The sequence below is a fragment of the Mesorhizobium sp. USDA 4775 genome (genome assembly GCF_054062655.1).
On record NZ_JBSSFM010000001.1, the window covers coordinates 3355842 to 3374044 of the forward strand.

18 protein-coding genes and 1 pseudogene are annotated in these 18203 nt (G+C 65.0%); 11 read left to right on the forward strand and 8 right to left on the reverse strand.

Annotated elements, in window-relative coordinates; genetic code table 11:
* Positions 1-4: 4 nt before the first annotated feature.
* Together ACVILI_RS16265 and efp are read right to left on the reverse strand one after the other, a co-directional pair.
* Positions 5-541 carry a dihydrofolate reductase family protein gene (locus ACVILI_RS16265; RefSeq protein WP_038652505.1) on the reverse strand — a complete coding sequence of 179 codons (537 nt, stop codon included), beginning with the start codon at positions 539-541 and terminating at the stop codon, positions 5-7.
* Positions 542-749: 208 nt separating this feature from the next.
* A complete protein-coding gene (gene efp, locus ACVILI_RS16270; RefSeq protein ID WP_010915481.1) occupies positions 750-1319 on the reverse strand; it encodes an elongation factor P in 570 nt (189 codons plus the stop codon).
* Positions 1320-1448: 129 nt separating this feature from the next.
* On the opposite strand from efp, the gene epmA reads away from it, so the two are divergent.
* Positions 1449-2510 (forward strand): EF-P lysine aminoacylase EpmA, encoded by a 1062-nt coding sequence (gene epmA / locus ACVILI_RS16275; RefSeq protein ID WP_038646128.1) that lies wholly within the window; start codon positions 1449-1451, stop codon positions 2508-2510.
* Between the two features lie 9 nt (positions 2511-2519).
* On the opposite strand, the gene ACVILI_RS16280 is transcribed toward epmA, so the two are convergent.
* On the reverse strand, positions 2520-2936 hold the full coding sequence (locus tag ACVILI_RS16280; protein ID WP_038646130.1) for a VOC family protein: 417 nt from the start codon (positions 2934-2936) through the stop codon (positions 2520-2522).
* A 168-nt stretch (positions 2937-3104) separates the two neighbouring features.
* On the opposite strand from ACVILI_RS16280, the gene ACVILI_RS16285 reads away from it, so the two are divergent.
* From ACVILI_RS16285 to lpxK, 6 genes are all read left to right on the forward strand, one after another.
* Positions 3105-4448 (forward strand): TldD/PmbA family protein, encoded by a 1344-nt coding sequence (locus tag ACVILI_RS16285; RefSeq protein WP_027046716.1) that lies wholly within the window; start codon positions 3105-3107, stop codon positions 4446-4448.
* Positions 4435-5244 (forward strand): 3'(2'),5'-bisphosphate nucleotidase CysQ, encoded by an 810-nt coding sequence (locus tag ACVILI_RS16290; protein ID WP_019857490.1) that lies wholly within the window; start codon positions 4435-4437, stop codon positions 5242-5244. Before ACVILI_RS16285 ends, ACVILI_RS16290 begins: the two co-directional genes overlap by 14 nt.
* A gap of 76 nt (positions 5245-5320) precedes the next feature.
* Entirely contained in the window at positions 5321-5566 is a 246-nt protein-coding gene (locus tag ACVILI_RS16295; protein ID WP_019857491.1) for a DUF4170 domain-containing protein, read from the forward strand.
* Positions 5567-5571: 5 nt separating this feature from the next.
* On the forward strand, positions 5572-6363 hold the full coding sequence (locus ACVILI_RS16300; protein WP_019857493.1) for a lysophospholipid acyltransferase family protein: 792 nt from the start codon (positions 5572-5574) through the stop codon (positions 6361-6363).
* Entirely contained in the window at positions 6360-7676 is a 1317-nt protein-coding gene (gene waaA, locus ACVILI_RS16305) for a lipid IV(A) 3-deoxy-D-manno-octulosonic acid transferase (RefSeq protein ID WP_019857494.1), read from the forward strand. Before ACVILI_RS16300 ends, waaA begins: the two co-directional genes overlap by 4 nt.
* A 1-nt stretch (position 7677) precedes the next feature.
* Entirely contained in the window at positions 7678-8703 is a 1026-nt protein-coding gene (lpxK, locus tag ACVILI_RS16310) for a tetraacyldisaccharide 4'-kinase (RefSeq protein ID WP_038646134.1), read from the forward strand.
* On the opposite strand, the gene ACVILI_RS16315 is transcribed toward lpxK, so the two are convergent.
* Positions 8700-8933, reverse strand: a complete 234-nt coding sequence (locus ACVILI_RS16315) for a DUF2093 domain-containing protein (RefSeq protein WP_010915490.1) — start codon at positions 8931-8933, stop codon at positions 8700-8702. The genes lpxK and ACVILI_RS16315 overlap by 4 nt on opposite strands.
* 156 nt (positions 8934-9089) lie before the next feature.
* On the opposite strand from ACVILI_RS16315, the gene ACVILI_RS16320 reads away from it, so the two are divergent.
* Positions 9090-9647: a hypothetical protein gene (locus ACVILI_RS16320; RefSeq protein ID WP_457102544.1), complete on the forward strand. Its 558-nt coding sequence runs from the start codon at positions 9090-9092 to the stop codon at positions 9645-9647.
* Positions 9648-9672: 25 nt separating this feature from the next.
* On the opposite strand, the gene ACVILI_RS16325 is transcribed toward ACVILI_RS16320, so the two are convergent.
* Positions 9673-10599 (reverse strand): LysR substrate-binding domain-containing protein, encoded by a 927-nt coding sequence (locus ACVILI_RS16325; protein ID WP_038646136.1) that lies wholly within the window; start codon positions 10597-10599, stop codon positions 9673-9675.
* A 92-nt stretch (positions 10600-10691) separates the two neighbouring features.
* On the opposite strand from ACVILI_RS16325, the pseudogene ACVILI_RS16330 reads away from it, so the two are divergent.
* Positions 10692-11581, forward strand: a pseudogene (locus tag ACVILI_RS16330) (DMT family transporter).
* An 81-nt stretch (positions 11582-11662) separates the two neighbouring features.
* On the opposite strand, the gene ACVILI_RS16335 reads toward ACVILI_RS16330, so the two are convergent.
* The 3 genes from ACVILI_RS16335 to ACVILI_RS16345 form a co-directional block, all read right to left on the reverse strand.
* Positions 11663-11977 carry a DUF1905 domain-containing protein gene (locus ACVILI_RS16335; protein ID WP_019857498.1) on the reverse strand — a complete coding sequence of 105 codons (315 nt, stop codon included), beginning with the start codon at positions 11975-11977 and terminating at the stop codon, positions 11663-11665.
* A gap of 4 nt (positions 11978-11981) precedes the next feature.
* Positions 11982-13871, reverse strand: a complete 1890-nt coding sequence (mutL, locus tag ACVILI_RS16340) for a DNA mismatch repair endonuclease MutL (RefSeq protein WP_038646140.1) — start codon at positions 13869-13871, stop codon at positions 11982-11984.
* 66 nt (positions 13872-13937) lie between these two features.
* Positions 13938-14840 carry a LysR substrate-binding domain-containing protein gene (locus tag ACVILI_RS16345; RefSeq protein WP_019857500.1) on the reverse strand — a complete coding sequence of 301 codons (903 nt, stop codon included), beginning with the start codon at positions 14838-14840 and terminating at the stop codon, positions 13938-13940.
* Between the two features lie 88 nt (positions 14841-14928).
* Here ACVILI_RS16345 and ACVILI_RS16350 point away from each other — a divergent pair, with 88 nt between their 5' ends.
* Together ACVILI_RS16350 and ACVILI_RS16355 are read left to right on the forward strand one after the other, a co-directional pair.
* On the forward strand, positions 14929-16479 hold the full coding sequence (locus ACVILI_RS16350; RefSeq protein WP_019857501.1) for a trimethylamine methyltransferase family protein: 1551 nt from the start codon (positions 14929-14931) through the stop codon (positions 16477-16479).
* Positions 16480-16522: 43 nt separating this feature from the next.
* Positions 16523-18172: an ABC transporter substrate-binding protein gene (locus ACVILI_RS16355; protein ID WP_038646142.1), complete on the forward strand. Its 1650-nt coding sequence runs from the start codon at positions 16523-16525 to the stop codon at positions 18170-18172.
* The last annotated feature ends 31 nt before the right edge of the window (positions 18173-18203 follow it).

An 18203-nucleotide genomic window follows, 5' to 3' on the forward strand; every position in this document is an offset into this window, starting at 1 on the left:
CCGGCTAAGACTTCGCCGGCGCATACTCCAACGCAACAACGCCGTTGCTGAACGGCGCGGCCAAGATCAGCTCGAGCGGCACTTGTTCGCCCGGCGGGAACAGCGGCTTGCCCTGGCCGACGGCGCCGGGATAGCTGAGCAGCCTGACGCGGTCGACCAGCCCGTGGCGCAGCAATTCCTGCGCGACGCTGAGGCTGCCATGCACATAGATGTTGCCGCCGCTGCCTTGCTTCAGCGTCCTCACCGCTACCGGCAGCGAGCCTGTGAGCAATTCGGCCGGTTTCCAGTCGAGCGCCTTCAAACTCGTGGAGGCGACGTATTTCGGCAGCGCGTTGAACCGGTCGGCAAAATCCCCGGTTTCCTTGGGCCATGAACCGGCAAAGATCTCATAGGTCGTGCGCCCCAGAAGCATGGCGCCGCTGTCGGCAAGTTCATCCTCCTTGAACCTGTTCATCTCGTCATTCCAGGTAACGCCAGGCAATTTCTCGACCTCGGCAATGCCGTCGACGCTGATGAATTCGGTGACGATGAGTTTTCTCATGGCGTTCTCCTCTTCGCCCAAAGGACGAACCACATGGGGCGTTTGCTACAGGCTCCGCGAGAAATAGCGCTGTGCTGTGTTGTTTTAGCAGACGTCAGAGGCAAGCGCCGACCTCAGCCGACCTTGATGCTCGGCGCCAATCGATGATGTGTGGTCGGTCAACAGGCCGAAACAGGCGCTGCCGAGGTTTCGTGATGCCGAGTAACCCTCAGTCCTTCGCTCGCTCCACATAGGACCCATCCGCCGTCATCACCACCACGCGGGTACCCGGCGCGATATGCGGCGGCACTGCGGTGCGCACGCCATTCGAAAGCACGGCGGGCTTGTAGGAGGACGATGCCGTCTGGCCCTTGGTCGTCGGCTCGGTTTCGACCACTTCGAAGGTGGCGCGCTGCGGCAGGACCAGGGAAATCGCGATGCCGTTGAACTGCGAGACCTGCACAGGCATGCCTTCCTGCAGATAGGGTGCTGCGTCGCCGACCACGGCTTCGCTCACCGCCACCTGGTCGTAGGTTTCCGGGTTCATGAAGTGGAAGCCTTCGCCGTCGGCGTAGAGGAAGGTGTGCTCGCGCTCCTCGACATAGGCGCGCTCCACCTGCTCGGTGGTGCGGTAGCGCTCCGAAACTTTCACCCCGTCGCCGATGCGGCGCATGTCGAGCTGTGTCACGGGCGTGCCCTTGCCTGGGTGGATGTTTTCGGCAAAGAGGATCACATAAAGCTTGCCGTCCTTGTCGACGACATTGCCTTTGCGGAGCGAACTGGCGATGACTTTCACCACGGTTTTAAATCCTGCGAGAGTTAGTGGGCGTTTGCCGGCTTGTGCGGCGCTGGTAGCGCATCTTGGCGCGAACCGCCAGCCCTCACTGCAAACTGACATGGCGCGCGCCTGCTCGCCTTCAAATCGCCCATGACCGCCGCTTCGCCCTGGTGGACGCCTGACGTTCACGCCGACCGGCGCCCGCGCCTGATGCTGCGCAACGGCCTCACGGCCGCTCTGCGCGACTGGTTTGCCCGCAACGATTTCATCGAGGTGGAAACGGCGGCGCTGCAGGTCTCGCCCGGCAATGAGGCGCATCTGGCGGCTTTCGCCACGGAAGCGGTCGGGCCGGACGGCGCGCGTGCGCCGCTTTATCTCCACACCTCGCCGGAATTCGCCTGCAAGAAGCTGCTCGCCGCAGGTGAACAGCGCATTTTCAGCCTCGGTCCGGTCTACCGCAACCGCGAGCGCGGCCCCTTGCATCATCCCGAATTCACCATGCTCGAATGGTACCGGGTGGGCGAGACCTATGAGAGCCTGATGCGCGATTGCGCCGATCTGCTGGCGCTGGCCGCGACGCGGGCAGGGGCGGCGCGCTTTTCCTTCCGGGGCCGCGACTGCGATCCGTTCGCCGAGCCGGAACGGCTGACGGTGGCGGACGCCTTTTCTCGCCACGCCGGCATCGATCTCCTGGCCACTGTCGCCGCCGATGTCGGCACCGACCGGGACGCGCTGTACGCCGCCTTGACCAAGGCCGGCCTGCGCACGGCGCCCGACGACAGCTGGGCCGACCTGTTCAGCCGCGTGATGGTGGAAAAGATCGAGCCTAATCTCGGCCTCGGCCGCGCCACCATCCTGTGCGAATACCCGGTCGCCGAGGCGGCGCTTGCCCGGCCGAGCCCGCGCGACCCGCGCGTCGCCGAGCGCTTCGAGCTCTATTGCTGCGGCGTCGAACTCGCCAACGGCTTCGGCGAACTGACCGATGCCGAGGAGCAGCGACGTCGCTTCATCCTCGAAATGGACGAGAAAGAGCGCATCTATGGCGAGCGTTATCCGCTGGACGAGGATTTTCTCGCCGCCCTTGCCATCATGCCGCAGGCCAGCGGCATCGCCCTCGGCTTCGACCGCCTGGCGATGCTGGCCACCGGCGCCCAGAAAGTAGAGGACGTGATCTGGACGCCGGTCGCCGCTCTTGAGCCACAGGCAGCGTAGTGCCCAACCTCAGTGCGCGAAAACCTGCTCCAGCGAGCGAAAACCCTTGAATTCCAGGGCGTTGCCGGAGGGGTCGCGGATGAACAGGGTCGCCTGTTCGCCGGGCTCGCCCTTGAAGCGGACCATTGGCCGTTCCAGCCAGTCTATGTCGTCGCGCGCTTCCAGCCCGGTCGCCAGGCGCCGCCAGTCGTCCATCAGCAGCACGGCGCCGAAATGCGGGATCGGCACCAGAATGCCGTCGACCTTGCCGTCGCTGGCGGCTTGCGCGACCTGCGGCCGCAGATGCGCCGACATCTGATGGCCGTAAAGATCGAAGTCCACCCAGGTCGCCGACGAGCGGCCGATCGCGCAGCCCAGCACTTCGCCATAGAAAGCGCGGGTTTCATCGAGATCACGGACCGGGAAGGCGAGATGGAAAGGCGTCATGAAGGATGCTCCGTGCGGGCTGCGGGCTGATTTTGCGTCACAGGGTTCGCGACGGGAACCATGTGGCGACGCATTTTGATTGAAGCCTGTGCCATTGCACAAGCCGGACCGGAACAATAGATGGGTGGGCGCGGCCGCAAGCTGGCCGCGACAAGCAGGATCACAGGCATGGCCGATACATCAGACGCTAAAAAACTGACCGACCGCGTCGCGTCGCTGGTCGAGGCCGCCAAGAAGGCCGGCGCCGATGCCGCCGATGCGGTTGCCGTGCGCGGCCGCTCCACCGGCGTGTCGGTACGGCTCGGCAAGGTCGAGGCCACCGAATCGTCGGAGGCCGAGGATGTCTCGCTGCGCGTCTTCGTCGGCCAGAAAGTGGCGAGCGTCTCGGCCACTGCCGCATCCGACCCGCGCGCACTGGCCGAGCGCGCCGTTGCCATGGCGAAGGTCTCGCCCGAGGATCCCTATCAGGGTCTGGCCGATCCGGCGCTGCTGGCGAGGCAAATGCGCGATCTCGACCTGTTCGACGCCACCGAAGTGTCGGCCGACCAGTTGAAGGAAGCAGCCCTTGCGGCCGAAGCGGCGGCACTTGCCGTCAAGGGCGTGACCAATTCGGCCGGCAGCGGCGCCAGTGCCGGGCTGGGCGGTATCGTGCTGGCCACCTCGCACGGCTTCATCGGCCACTATGTCGGCTCGCGCTTCTCGCGCTCGGCCAGCGTCATCGCCGGCGAGGGCACCGGCATGGAGCGCGACTATGAATTTTCCTCGCGCCAGCATTTTGCCGATCTCGACGCGCCGGAAGATATCGGCCGCAAGGCCGGGGAACGCGCCGTGCGCCGCATCGGCGCGCGCAAGGCGACGACCGGGCCGGTCGACGTGGTGTTCGACCCGCGCGTGGCGCGTGGCATCGCCGGCCATCTTGCCGGCGCCATCAACGGCGCGTCCGTTGCGCGCAAGACCTCGTTCCTGCGCGACATGATGGGCAAGCAGGTGGCCGCATCGGCCATCACCGTCACCGACGAGCCGCTCAGGCCGCGTGGCCAGGCCTCGCGCCCGTTCGATGGCGAGGGCGTCGAGGGCGAGAAGCTTCTCATGGTCGAAAAGGGCGTGCTCAACCACTGGTTCCTGTCGACCTCGGCGGCGCGGGAACTGGGATTGATCACCAACGGCCGCGGCTCACGCAGCGGCTCTTCCGTCTCGCCGTCCTCCACCAATCTCGCCATCGAGCCGGGCGAACGCTCGCCGGAGGATTTGATCAAGTCGCTCAAGAGCGGCTTCTACGTCACCGAAGTGTTCGGCCAGGGCGTCGACATGGTGACCGGCGAATACAGCCGTGGCGCTTCCGGTTTCTGGATCGAGAACGGTGAACTGGCCTATCCGGTCGCCGAAGTCACCATTGCCTCGAACCTGAAGACGATGTTCCTCAACATGGTGCCGGCCAATGACCTCGACCGCAATTTCGGCACCGCCGCGCCGACGCTCCTGATCGAAGGCATGACCCTTGCCGGAGCCTGAACTGACCGCTGCCCCCTCCGGCACCATTGGGGATCTGCCGCTGTTGCGCGATGCCGCCCGCGAGGCGGGCCTGATCGCCATGCAGTACTTCGGCAACAGCCCACAGGTCTGGATGAAGGGCGGCACCTCGCCGGTCAGCGAAGCCGATCATGCAGCGGACGCCTATCTGCGCGGCACGCTGCTGGCGGCGCGGCCGGATTATGGCTGGCTGTCGGAAGAGACAGTCGACGATCCGGCGCGGCTTTCAGCACGCCGCACCTTCGTCGTCGATCCGATCGACGGCACGCGCGGCTTCCTCGAGGGACAGCGCACCTGGTGCGTCAGCGTTGCCGTGGTCGAAGAGGGCCGCACGCTTGCCGGCGTGCTCGAATGCCCGGCAATGGACGAGACCTACTGGGCGCTGCCCGGCCAGGGCGCATTCCGCAACGGCAAGCGCATCGGCGTGCGTACGCTTGGCGACAAGGCCGAGATTTCAGGGTTGAAGCAGCTGATCGACCTGATGCCGGCCGGCTGGCAGAAGCGGCTGGTACGGGCGCCCTACAGCCCCTCGCTTGCCTATCGCCTGGCGATGATCGCCAACGGCACGCTCGACGCCACCTTCGTCAAGCCGAATGCGCATGACTGGGACATCGCCGCCGCCGATCTGATCCTGCGCGAGGCCGGCGGCCAGTTGCTCGACCCGCATGGCCGCGCGCCGCTCTATGCCGGCGAGGTGACCCGCCACGGCGCGCTCGCGGCCGGCAGCGGTGAGTTGCTGGCGGTGCTCGTCGATGTGATCGCCGGGCTGGACGCGTGAAAGCACATTCGCAGGTTCCAAAGTCGGCGGCTTTGGTCTAGACCTGTCACAAACTCACAATATGTGAAGGACCGACATGACCGCGGAAGACGGGAAGAAACAGCTTTTGCATCTGGTGTTCGGCGGCGAACTGAAGAAGCTTGGGACCACCGAGTTCCGCGATCTCGACGGGCTCGACATTGTCGGTATCTATCCCGATTATCAATCCGCGCACACGGCGTGGAAGGCCAAGGCGCAAGCCAGCGTGGACAATGCCCATATGCGTTATTTCGTCGTTCATCTGCACCGTCTGCTGGACCCCGACAACAAGGCTGCCGGTTGACTTCGATGGAGCATGACCTGGCGAAAGGGCCAGCCAGCGACGCCGCGCCGACTGGCAGGGGCGGCAGCCGCGCGACCAAGACGTTCTGGCGCAAGGTGCGCGAGCCGCTCGCGCAGTCGCGATTCGTCAAGAACGCCATTGCCAGCCTGCTCGCACAGTTCGTCCGCCTGGTTCGCCTGACCAGTCCCCTGGTCGCCGGCTCGGCGCGCTTTTCGGGCGGCGCCTATGCCGAATTCGAGCCAGGCATCATCGCCCTGTGGCACGGCCAGCATCTTTTGACGCCGGCCTATTACCCCAAGCGCAAGCCGCTGGTCGCCATGGTGTCGCGCAGCGCCGATGCCGAGCTCAATGCGCTGATGCTGGAGAAATTCGGCATCGAGGCGGTGCGCGGTTCCGGTGGGCGCGACAATGCCCGGCATCTCGACAAGGGTGGGGCCAAGGCCTTGATTGCCCTCAAAAAGTCGCTCACCGCCGGCAAGAACGTCGCCATGATCGCAGACATTCCGCATGGCACGCCGCGCGACGCAGGGCTCGGTATCGTTCTCCTGGCGCGCCTCTCTGGCCGGCCACTACTGCCTGTCGCCATCGCCACCAGCCGTCGCAAGGTGCTGGAAAAGAGCTGGGACAAGACGACCATCAACCTGCCTTTCGGCCGTTCCGCCGTGACCATCGGCGCGCCGATCTTTGTCGCGGCCGACGCCGATGACGCCGAAATGGAGCGCAAGCGCCAGGAAATCACCACCGCTCTCAATGCCGCGACGGCCGAGGCCTACCGTCTCGTGGATGGCCGGCGATGAGCGGTCGCTGGGCGCGCGCCATGCTGACGGCATACCGTTTCGCCGGTGCCGCAGCCTATCCGCTGGTCGGGCCCTATGTCGCCTGGCGCACCTCGCGTGGCAAGGAAGACCGCCACCGTCGCCGCGAGCGCTACGGCGTCGCCGGCCGCCCGCGTCCCGAAGGGCCCGTGATCTGGATCCATGCCGCGAGCGTCGGCGAGACCATAGCCGTGGTGCCGCTGGTCGAAAGCATTCTCGACTACGGCGTCAACATCGTGCTGACAACCGGCACGGTGACATCGGCCCAGGTCGCCGACGAACGGCTCGGCGACCGCATCATCCACCAATATGTGCCGCTGGATCTTAAGCCGGCGGTCAGCCGGTTTCTCGATCACTGGCAGCCGGACCTGGCGATTATCGCTGAATCCGAGATCTGGCCGATGACCATCCTGGAGCTTGGCGCGCGTCACGTGCCGCAGGTGCTGGTCAATGGCAGGCTGTCCGACCGCTCGTTCACCTCGTGGAAGAAACGCGCCAACATCGCCGAGGCGCTGTTCGAGAATCTCGCCCATGTCGTTGCCCAGTCCGATGTCGACGGCGAGCGTTTTCGCGCGCTTGGCGCCCGGCCGGTCACCGTTTCCGGCAACCTCAAGGTCGACACCAACCCGCCGCCGGTCGACGAACGGGTATTGGCCTCCTTGCAGCGGCAGATCGGCGGCCGCCCGACCTGGGCTGCAATCTCGACCCATGACGGCGAGGAAGTGGTCGCGGCGGAAGTCCATGCGACGCTGCACAAGCGTCACCACGGCCTGCTGACGATCGTCGTTCCGCGCCATCCCGATCGCGCGGAAAGCCTTGCCGCGCAGATTTCCGGCATGGGGCTGAAGGTCGCGCGGCGCAGCAAGGGCGACCGTATCGGGCCCGACACCGATATCCTGCTCGGCGACACGATCGGCGAGATGGGGCTCTATCTGCGGTTGACCGAAATCGCCTTCGTCGGCCGCTCGCTGACCTCCGAGGGCGGGCAGAATCCGCTCGAACCGGCCATGCTCGACACAGCGGTTCTGGCTGGCCGCAATGTGCAGAATTTCCGCGAGGCCTATCAGCGGCTGATCGACAGCGGCGGCGCCAAGCTGGTGCGTGATCGCGACATGCTGGCCGGCGCCGTCAACTTCCTTTTGACCAACGAAGTGGCGCGCCACGAGATGATGGCGGCAGGGGTGGCGACCGTCGACGAGATGCGCGGCGCGCTGGCACGCACGCTGAAATCGCTCGAACCCTACATCCAGCCGCTGGTCGTCAAGTCGCGCCTGAAGGGCGCCAACGGGCGCTAGCGTGGCCTCCGAAGCACCACCATTCTGGTGGGAAGAGCCGGACTGGAAAGTCCTGGCGCTGTCGCCGCTGTCGGCCGTCTATGCGCTCGTCGCCGGGCGCGGCATGCGGCGGGCCAGGCGCGAGAAGATCGAGGCGCCGGTCCTGTGCGTCGGCAATTTCACCGTCGGCGGCACCGGCAAGACGCCGGTCGCTATCGCGCTCGCCCAACAGGCCAAGCGCATGCGGCTGAAGCCCGGTTTCCTGTCGCGCGGCCATGGCGGCTCCTTCGCCGAGCCGCATGTCGTCGATGCCCATCACGATGCCGCCAAGCATGTCGGCGACGAGCCGCTGCTTCTGGCCGAACACGCGCCGGTCGCGGTGACGCCGAACCGCGCCGCCGGCGCCAGGCTGCTCATGGCGAAGCACGGCTGCGATTTCCTGATCATGGATGACGGCTTTCAGAGCGCGCGCATCCATATCGACTACGCGCTGATCGTGGTCGACGCCCGCTACGGCATCGGCAATGGCCGCGTCATTCCGGGCGGTCCGTTGAGGGCAAAGATCGTTGACCAGCTGGTCTTCACCAGCGGGCTGTTGAAGATGGGCGAGGGCACCGCCGCAGACGCCGTGGTGCGCCAGGCGGCGCGCGCCGGCCGGCCGATCTTCGAGGCGCATACCGAGCCCAGCAGCAAGGCCGGGCTTGCCGGCAAACGGTTCCTCGCCTTCGCCGGCATCGGCCATCCCGACAAATTCTTCGACACGGTGCGCGAGGCCGGCGGCGAGGTGGTCCTCTCAAAACCCTTTCCGGACCATCATTTCTACGCCGAGGACGAACTCGCCGAACTGGCGGTGACGGCGCGCGCCGAAGGCTTGGTTCTCATCACCACGGCCAAGGACGCCGCCCGGTTGCGCCACGGCGCCTCACAGGACTTTCTCGACAGGCTCGATGTGCTGGAAATCGACACGGTTTTCGAGCTCGACCATGTGCCCGAACGCATCATCGAGGAAACGCTCGATGCCTGGCGGCAGCGCAAGCTGAGGGGTTAGCTGCGCTTGCGCAGCTCAGGATGCACCTCGATCTCGCGGCGCAGCGAAGCGGTGGCGTTGACGTAGGGCTCCTGCCTGGCGACGCTCCAGTATTTCAGCTCATCCAAGGGAATGTTTTCCCCGGTCACCGCGCAACGCACGAACGAGCCGGGGCTGGTGACCTGGAAATCGCCATCCAGGTAGCGGATGCGGGCTTCCTTGCCGCCCGGGCCTTCGAAACGGTTCATCATGCGGTGGTGCCGAGGTTCATACAGATTTCATCGCCACAAATCGCCGCCAAGGTCAAGCTTGCGACAAGCCTCGGACAATGCTGAGGCGCTAGGACAGGTGCGAAAAGCGCTTTTATCGGGGGCATGATGGATATTTCTTCCGCCCGCCTGGCTTCCTTGCTCAAGGAGGCGATGACGCCGCAACCCGTGCCGTCGGCGAAAGCCGATCCGGTCAGGACGGCGCTGGTCAGGGAACTGGTCCAGCCCGCCGCGCCCTCTTTGTTCGCCCAACGCACGGCGCCCGCTTTGTTGGCGATGCCGGCGGCGCCGATGGCCGTCAAATCGCAGCAGATTGCTTCTCCCGGCATCGTGGAGGCCTATCAGGCCCAGCTCGACACACGCGACGAGGCGGTGTTGGCAACGACCGTGGCGAGGAGAACAGCGCCCGAAGCCGAAACGCAGCGCGGCGCCGTGCCGCCTTCGGTAACGGCCAATGACAACGCACCCGCCAGGGCCGCCGGGGTGTCCTTGCTGTCGTTTATCCCGCAGCAGGTTCCGGTGCCGCAAAACGCCGCCGCCATGGGGATGCCGTCGGGACGGCGAAGGCCAGCCAATCAATCTCACGCCGCCGCGGCACCCAATCCCGAGGGCCTGCTGGTGAGGATCGGCTTTGTTTCGATCATAACCGGTTTGTTGGCAATGATGTTCGGATTCGTTCTGCTGCTGCTTCGCTGAACGAATCGGAGATAGGCCGGCAGACCTATCGCTCGGCTTCGATGAACGCCTCGATCTTGTCCGGCGCCAATCCGGCCTGCTGCGCGATACGGCGGGCAAGGTCGGCCGCTGCGGTGCGTGGCCGCCCCAGCGGCCGGTCGAGCCAATAGGACACTGGATTGAGCGCGGTGCGCTCGTCGACCGCGGTGATTCGGCCTGACTGCAACTGATGCCCGGTCAGCGGCGGACGCGCCAGCGCAATGCCGAGCCCGTAGGCGGCAGCGTCTAGCACCAGATTGTAGTCCTCGAAGCGGCGATCTTGCGGACGTGGGCGATAATCCATGCCTTGCGCGGCGAACCAGGCGCGCCAGCCGGAGGCGTCGGAATCGTTGATCAGCGGGAATTTGAGCAACCGGGCCGGGTCGCCGCGACCTATCTCGCGAGCCAGTTCCGGTGACGCGACAGGAAAGACATGCTCCTCGAACAGCTGCACCGAGACGCGGCCGGGAATGCCGCCGCGGCCGCAGCGGATCGACAGATCGATGCCTTCATCGGCAAGGTCGGCCTGGCGGATGTCGACATCGAGCACGATGCGCAGCTTGGTGGGATTGTTTTCCAGTGCCGCCATGCGCGGCATCAGCCACAGCCCGCTCACCGAGGGGATCGAGGTCAGCCGCACCACCGCCGTGCCGCGCGGCTCGACCCAGCGGTCGGAATGGCTCGAAATCAGCGCGAAAGCCTCCGACGTGCGCAGATGCAGCCGGTTGCCTTCGATCGTCAGCGTTACGCCGCGCGCACCGCGATCGAACACTTTCAGGCCCAGCCAGTCCTCGAGCTTGGCAATCTGCCGGCTGATGGCTCCATGGGTGATGTTGAGCTTTTCAGCAGCCGCCGAAAAACTGCCGGTTCGCGCCGCCGCGTCGAAGGCACGCAGGGTTTCGAGCGGCACCATTGTGTCTGAGCTGTGATCCATAGTCACAGGTGATCCTCGATTTGGTCGTTTGTCAACAGGCGGAAAAAGGCGTTTTGTGGCCTCCAGGACGGGAACAGCATGAGGACGGTGAGATGAGCGCGATGACGGGCACGTTGAATCAGACACAGCGGATGGACACCACGGCCGCCATCGCCGTGGCGCTGACGGTGGTCGGCTGGGCCTCCGCTTTTCCGGCCATCCGCGCCGGCCTTGCCGCCTTCGGGCCGCTGGAACTGGGCTCCCTGCGCTTTGCCATCGCCGCGGTGCCGGCGGCGCTCTTCCTTGCCGTCAAGCGCCCGGCACTGCCCAGGCTCGACGAGGTGTGGCGCCTCGTCTTTGGCGGGGCAATTTTCGTCGCGCTCTACACTGTCATGCTTTCGGCGAGCTGACCGTCTCGGCGGGAGCCGCCGGCTTCATCATCAATGTCAGCCCGATCTTCACCGCCATCATGGCGATGGCGCTGCTCGGCGAGCGCTTTTCAAGGTGGGCCTGGGCTGGCACGGCGATATCCTTCGCCGGCATCGGCGTCATAGCAATGTCAGACGGACAAGGCTTACATTTCAATGCTGGTGCACTGCTCGTGCTTGGCTCCGCGCTCTGTTCGGCCGTCAACACTATCGTCCAGAAGCCCCTGTTTGCCCGCCATCACCCGCTGACCATCTCGGCCTCGAATATGATTCTTGGCGCACTTTGCCTGTCCCCCTTTCTGCCGAGCGGTTTCGCGCAGGCAGCCGTGGCCAACACCACCGGTCTCGGCGCCGTCATCTTTCTTGGCATCGTGCCCAGCCTGATCGCTTATGCCGCCTGGGCAACCGCGCTGTCGCGTCTGCCGGCCGCCCGTGCCTCCAACTTCCTCTATCTGGTTTCGCCTATGTCTGCCCTGATCGGCTTCTTCTGGCTGGGCGAAGTGCCGACGCTACTCGGCATCCTCGGCGGCGCGCTGGCACTCGGCGGCGTCATCGTAGTGAATTTGAAGCGTTAGACCAAAGGGTTGGCTGCCTTTCCCGAATCAAGACAAGAGCCGCGCCAGACCATCGATCAAGAGGATCGCCCGCGGGCCTCGTTATCGGCCGCGAAGGTGTATCGCGATGGAAGCGGAAATCGAATCGCCTGCCGTTAGATTGCACTGGCGCCGGACGTCGTCCTTCAGGGGCAAAAGGTAGCTTCCGCCCTTGGGAAACAGGGATGTGGCGAACATAAAGCCATCAATAGTCGCCTCGACAGGTATCACCCCCCAGCCATAGGTCGCGAACTTCGCGACTTTCTTGATCTCGTCGCCATGCTGCTCGGGTATCGGCGCGAAGAAGTATGGCGAAGGGCCCCTCCAGTGGATCACCTCGGCTTCGAACCGGAACCGGACCGTCTGTTCGCCGCCCACAGGCTCACCGCCGCCCGAACAGCCGCTCGATATCGGCGAGCTTCAGCTCGATATAGGTCGGCCGCCCGTGGTTGCAGGTGCCGGAACCGGGCGTCGCCTCCATCTGGCGCAGCAGCGCGTTCATCTCCTCGGCCTTGAGCAGCCGGCCGGAACGAACCGAGCCGTGGCAGGCCATGGTGGCGGCGATCTTGTCCAGCCTCTCCTTGAGCGTCTCTACCGTGTCGTTGTCGGCGATCTCGTCGGCGAGGTCGCGCACCAATTGCTGGACATTGGTTTCGCCCAGCATCGACGGCGTCTCGCGCACGGCAACGGCGCCCAGGCCGAAACGCTCGATGCCGAGGCCGAAGCGGGCGAGCGTTTCGGAATGCATGGCGAGCCGCTCGGCATCCTCTTCCGGCAGGTCGATAATCTCAGGCAGAAGCAGCATCTGCGAGGGCACGGGGCGCGAATGCAGCGCGTTCTTCAGCGCTTCGTACACCAGCCGCTCATGCGCGGCGTGCTGGTCGACGATAACGAGCGAATCCCTGGTCTGGGCAACGATGTAGTTCTCATGCACCTGGGCGCGGGCCGCACCGAGCACCGTGTCGAGCAGCGTCTCCGCCGCCTCGCTCTGCCCGGCGCGCGCATCGGCGCTGGCAAGCGGACCGGTATCGAAAGCCGCCTGGTCGGGTTCGCCAAAACCGCCATTCTTTGCGCTGGCGCGTTCGAAGCCCGCACCCTCGAATTGCATGTCGAGCGGCCGCTGCGGTGAGCGTGAGGGATCGAAACCGGTGGAGCCGGATGCATGGAATGCTGCTTCGTAGCTGCGATGGCCATTGGCCGGGCCGCCATGACTGTAGGGTGCGGCACCCGGCCGGAATGCCGCCATCATGCCTGCGGCTCCCGTCGTGGCCGAGCGAATGCCGGCATCGGCCAATGCCTGGCGTATGGCGCCGACGATCAGCCCGCGCACCAGGCCCGGATCGCGGAAGCGCACATCGGCCTTGGCCGGGTGGACATTGACGTCGACGATGGCCGGATCGAGCGAAAGAAACAGCACCGTCACCGCGTGGCGGTCGCGCGGCAGCACATCGGCGAAGGCGCCGCGGATGGCGCCGGCGATCAGCTTGTCGCGCACCGGCCTGCCATTGACATAGGCATATTGCTGCAGCGCGTTGGCGCGGGTGAAGGACGGGATCGACACATGGCCGGTCAGATGCACGCCTTCGCGCATCGCGTCGATGGCGATGGAATTATCGGGAAATTCCGCCCCCATCACCTGGGCAACGCGGCGCAGGCTGCCTTCCGGACTGTCATGGGTCGCCGGCAATTCCAGGGTCGAGCGGTCAGAGCCGGCGAGCGTGAACCGCACGGCCGGAAAGGCGATGGCGATGCGTCTGACGACATCGCTGGTCGCCGAGCTTTCAGCCCGCTCGCCCTTCATGAATTTGAGCCGCGCCGGCGTGGCGAAGAACAGGTCGCGCACCTCGACCGTGGTCCCGCGATTGGCCGCCGCAGGCCTTACGGGCAGGACGCGGCCGCCCTCGATGCCGATTTCGGCGGCGCTGTCGCCTAACGCCGTGCGCGACCGAATCGACAGCCGCGACACCGAGCCGATCGAGGGCAACGCTTCGCCGCGAAAGCCGAGCGAGCGGATGTCGTTGATATCCTCGGCGAGCTTGGAGGTGCAGTGGCGCGCAATCGCCAGCGCCAACTCCTGTTGGGGGATGCCGGAGCCGTCATCGGTGACGCGGATCAGGTTCAGCCCGCCACCTGAGGTGACGATTTCGACGCGCGAGGCGCCAGCATCAAGTGCATTCTCGACCAGTTCCTTGACCACGCTCGCCGGACGCTCGATGACTTCGCCGGCGGCGATCTGGTTGATCATCGTTTCGGAAAGCTGGCGAATGGGCATGGCGACAGTATAGGCGGATTCGTGTGGTGCGGGCGAGGGCGAACTGCGTGGGACCGTGAAACGGTTTTATGCCTGCGCGGCCAGCCAATCCCTGACCTTGCGGGCATTGTCGCTGAGTTCCCGGTTCTTCGGCCAGACGATATAGAAGGCTTTGCCGGTCTTGAGCACGTGGTCCGTCACCTGCACCAGAAGTCCCGTCGCCAGCAGCCGCTCGGCAAGGTGCCGCCAGCCGAGCGCGATTCCTTGCCCCTCCATCACGCCCTGGATGACCAGGCCATAATCATTGATGCGCAGGCCGCGTGCGGTGTCGCCGAGGCTGCCGCCGGCCGACTGGAACCATTCGTCCCAGCTCGCCGCCTCGCGATACGGCTCCTCGAGATGGATGAGACGGTGCGTCGCCAATTCCCCCACGGTCTTCGGCATGCCGAACTTGGCCAGGTAGCTGGTGCCGGCGACGGGGAAAATCTCCTCATCGGCAAGCGGCAGCGAATGGTAGTCCGGCCAGTCCCGGGGCTCGCCGCCGCGCACCGCCAGCGGGATGCCTTCGGCGATGATGTCGAGGTCGCGGTCGGCGGTCTGGATGCGCAGATCGATGCCCGGCAATTCGTCACGGAACTGCTGCAGGCGCGGCATCATCCAGAACGAGCCGAAGGCGGTCGACGCGGCAAGCGTCACATGGCCACCGGTCGCCTGCAGGCGGAGATCCTCGGCCGACTTGCGGATATGCGATAGCCCCAGCGAGACATCGGCGTGGAAGCGTTCGCCGGCTTCGGTCAGGCTGACCTGCCGATGGCGGCGCTGGAACAGCTTGGCGCCGAGCTGCTCCTCCAGCCCGCGCACCGCGTAGGAGACGGCGGCCTGCGTCATGCCGAGCTCGCGCCCGGCGGCGGTGAAGCTCGACAGCCGGCCGGCCGCCTCGAAGACGATCAGGCTGCCGGCGGAGGGCAGAAGGTGGCGCAGGCTTCGCATAAGCACAGCTTATACAGAAGATCAGGATTTTCCAGCGTCACAGCCATATTTCGGGTCGCTAACGTGGTGGCGGGAAGAAGGAGGCTCCATGAACGTACCGGCCGTCGAATTGACCGAACAGACCCACCGCCGCGGCGGTGGCCGTCTTGGCCGCAAGGCGCTCAGAAGCGCGCCGATCGCTTCCTTTCCGACCTTGGTGCGCAACATCCCCGTCTACGAGATCGTGCCTGACGAGGCGGTGGAACTGATCCACGAGGAATCGCTCAAGATCCTCGAGGAGGTGGGCTGCGAATTCCGCGACGACGGCGCGATCGAGCTCTGGAAGGCGGCCGGTGCCGATGTCAGGGAGACGCGCGTCCGCATCGATCGCGCGCTGCTGATGGAACTCGTCTCGAAGGTTCCGTCGGAGTTCACGCTCAATGCGCGCAACCCCGAGCGCACGGTGCGCGTCGGCGGCAAGAACTCGATTTTCGTGCCGATGTATGGCGCACCCTACGTCCGCGACCTCGACAATGTCAGGCGCTACGGCACGCTCGCCGACCTCAACAATTTCCACAAAATGGCCTATATGGCGCCGGCGCTGCATTCCTCGAGTTCGGTCATCTGCGAGCCGATGGAAATCGCGGTGCCGAAACGGCATCTGCACATCATCCACTCGGCGCTCAAGCATTCCGACAAGCCGTTCATGGGTATCGTGACGTCGAAGGAGCGCGCCGAGGACACGATGGCAATGGCCGGCATCGTCTTCGGCGAGGCGTTCGTCCGCGACAACCCTGTGCTGGTGGCAATCACCAACTGCAATTCGCCGCTGGTATGGGACGCCACCATGATCGACGCCATGCGGGTCTACGCGAGCCACAACCAGCCGCTGATCCTGGCGCCTTTCGCGCTGTGCGGCGCTTCGACCTCGGCTTCCGCCGTCGGCGCGGTGGCGCAGGTCAACGCCGAGGCGCTTGCCGGCGTGGCGCTGACCCAGCTTATCCGCCCAGGCTCGCCGCAAATCTACGGCCAGTTCATGGTCACGGTCGACATGAAGACCGGCGCGCCGATGGGCGGCACACCGGAGGCCGCCCAGATGATGTATCTGATGGGCGCGCTGGCGCGGAAATACCGGCTGCCCTGGCGCACGTCCGGCTTCCATGTCGGCTCGAAGCTGAATGACGCCCAGGCGGGATACGAATCGAACATGCTCATGCATGCCGCCATCCTGTCCGGCGCCAATTACATCTGGCATTCCGCCGGCTGGTTGGAGGCCGGCCTGACTTGCGGCTATTCGAAATTCGCGACGGACTGCGAGCAGCTTGTCGGCTGGTACAAATACGCCGGCGGGGTGTCCTTCGACGATTTCAAGGAGGCCATGGCGGCGATCCGCGAGGTCGGACCGCAGGGCCATTTCCTCGGCACCCAGCACACGCTCGAACATTTCGAGTCCGCCTTCTTCATGCCCTCGATCATGGATTTCAACTCCTACGAACAGTGGAATGCCGAAGGGGCGAAGGACCATGACACGCGCGGCCGCGAGAAAGCACGCAACATGCTTGCCGATTACGAGGAACCGAAGCTCGACGTGGGTATTGCCGAAGGTCTCAGGGATTTGATAGCGCGGCGCGAGGAGAAGCTGCCGGATACGGTGAGTTGACCAAAGGGCGAAGACCCGACGGGAACCATAAGGGAGGAAGAAAATGACATTTTTCACAAGCAATGGCGACCGCGTCCCGAGCGCTATCGAGGCCATGGCGCAAGAGGCACGCGCCGGCCGCATGGACCGGCGTGAGTTCCTGGCGCTGGCGAGCGCCTTCGGTGCATCGACGGCTCTTGCCTATGGCATGATCGGCCTTGCCGCGCCGCGACAGGCCCTGGCCGAGGAGCCGAAGAAGGGCGGCACGCTGCGCGTTTCGATGTCGGTCAAGGCGCAGAAGGACCCGCGCACCTACGACTGGGTGGAACTGGCCAACATTTCGCGCAGCTGGCTGGAGCCGCTGGTGCGCTACACCAGGCAATTCACCTTCGAGCCGGTGCTGCTCGAAAGCTGGGATATCAACGACGACGCCACCGAATATGTCCTGCATGTGCGCAAGGGCATCACCTGGAACAATGGCGATGCCTTCAATGCCGATGACGTCGCCTACAATCTGGCGCGCTGGTGCGAAAAAGGCGTCGCCGGCAATTCGATGGCCGCACGCGTCGGCGCGCTGATCGACGCAAAAACCGGCAAGGCGCGGGACGGCGTGATCACCAAGGTCGACGACCACACCGTCAAGCTGAAGCTCAGCGAACCCGACATTTCGCTGATCCCGAACTTCACCGATTATCCCGCGCTCGTCGTCCACCGCAACTTCGATGCCGACGGCGCCGATCCGGTCAAGAAGCCGATCGGGACGGGTCCGTTCGAACTCGTCTCTTACGATGTCGGCCAGAAGGCGGTGGTGAAGCGCCGCGAGAACGGCAAATGGTGGGGTGGCGAGACGCCGCTCGACGGCGTCGAATTCGTCGACTACGGCACCGACTTCAATGCCACGGTGAACGCTTTTGATTCCGGCGAGATCGACCTCAATTTCGAGAGCCCGGCCGACTTCATCGACATTCTCGACAAGATGGGCCTGCAGAAATCCGAGGTCGCGACGGCAACGACACTGGTTGCCCGCACCAACATCACGCACAAGCCCTATGACGACAAGCGGGTGCGCAACGCGCTGCAGATGGCCGTCGACAACAATGCCGTCTTGCAGCTCGGCTATGCCGGGCGCGGCACGGTCGGCGAGAACCATCATGTCAGCCCGATCCATCCGGAATATTATCCCCTGCCCAAGAAGGAGCGTGACGCCGCCGGCGCCAAGAAACTGATGGCGGAAGCCGGTCAGGCCGACTTCGAGCACGAACTGATCACCATCGAGGACGATTGGCAGAAGAACACCGGCGACGCGATCGCCGGTCAATTGCGCGATGCCGGCATCAAGGTGAAGCGCACGGTGCTGCCGGGGTCGACCTTCTGGAACGACTGGACGAAATATCCTTATTCGATGACCATCTGGTACATGCGTCCGCTTGGCGTCCAGGTGCTGGCGCTGGGTTATCGCAGCGGCGAGGCGTGGAATGAGTCAGCCTATTCCAATCCCGATTTCGACGCCAAGCTCAAACAGGCGCTCTCGCTGATCGACGTCGCCAAGCGCAAGGAGGTGATGAAGGACGTCGAGCAGATCCTGCAGGACTCCGGAGTCATCATCCAGCCGTTCTGGCAGAAGCTGTATAGCCACACCAGCAAGAAGGTGAAGAACTACGGCGTCCACCAGACCTTCGAGATGGACCTCCAGAACGTCTGGCTCGACGGCTGAAAGGAGCCGGGCAGGGGCTTCATGAGCGGCA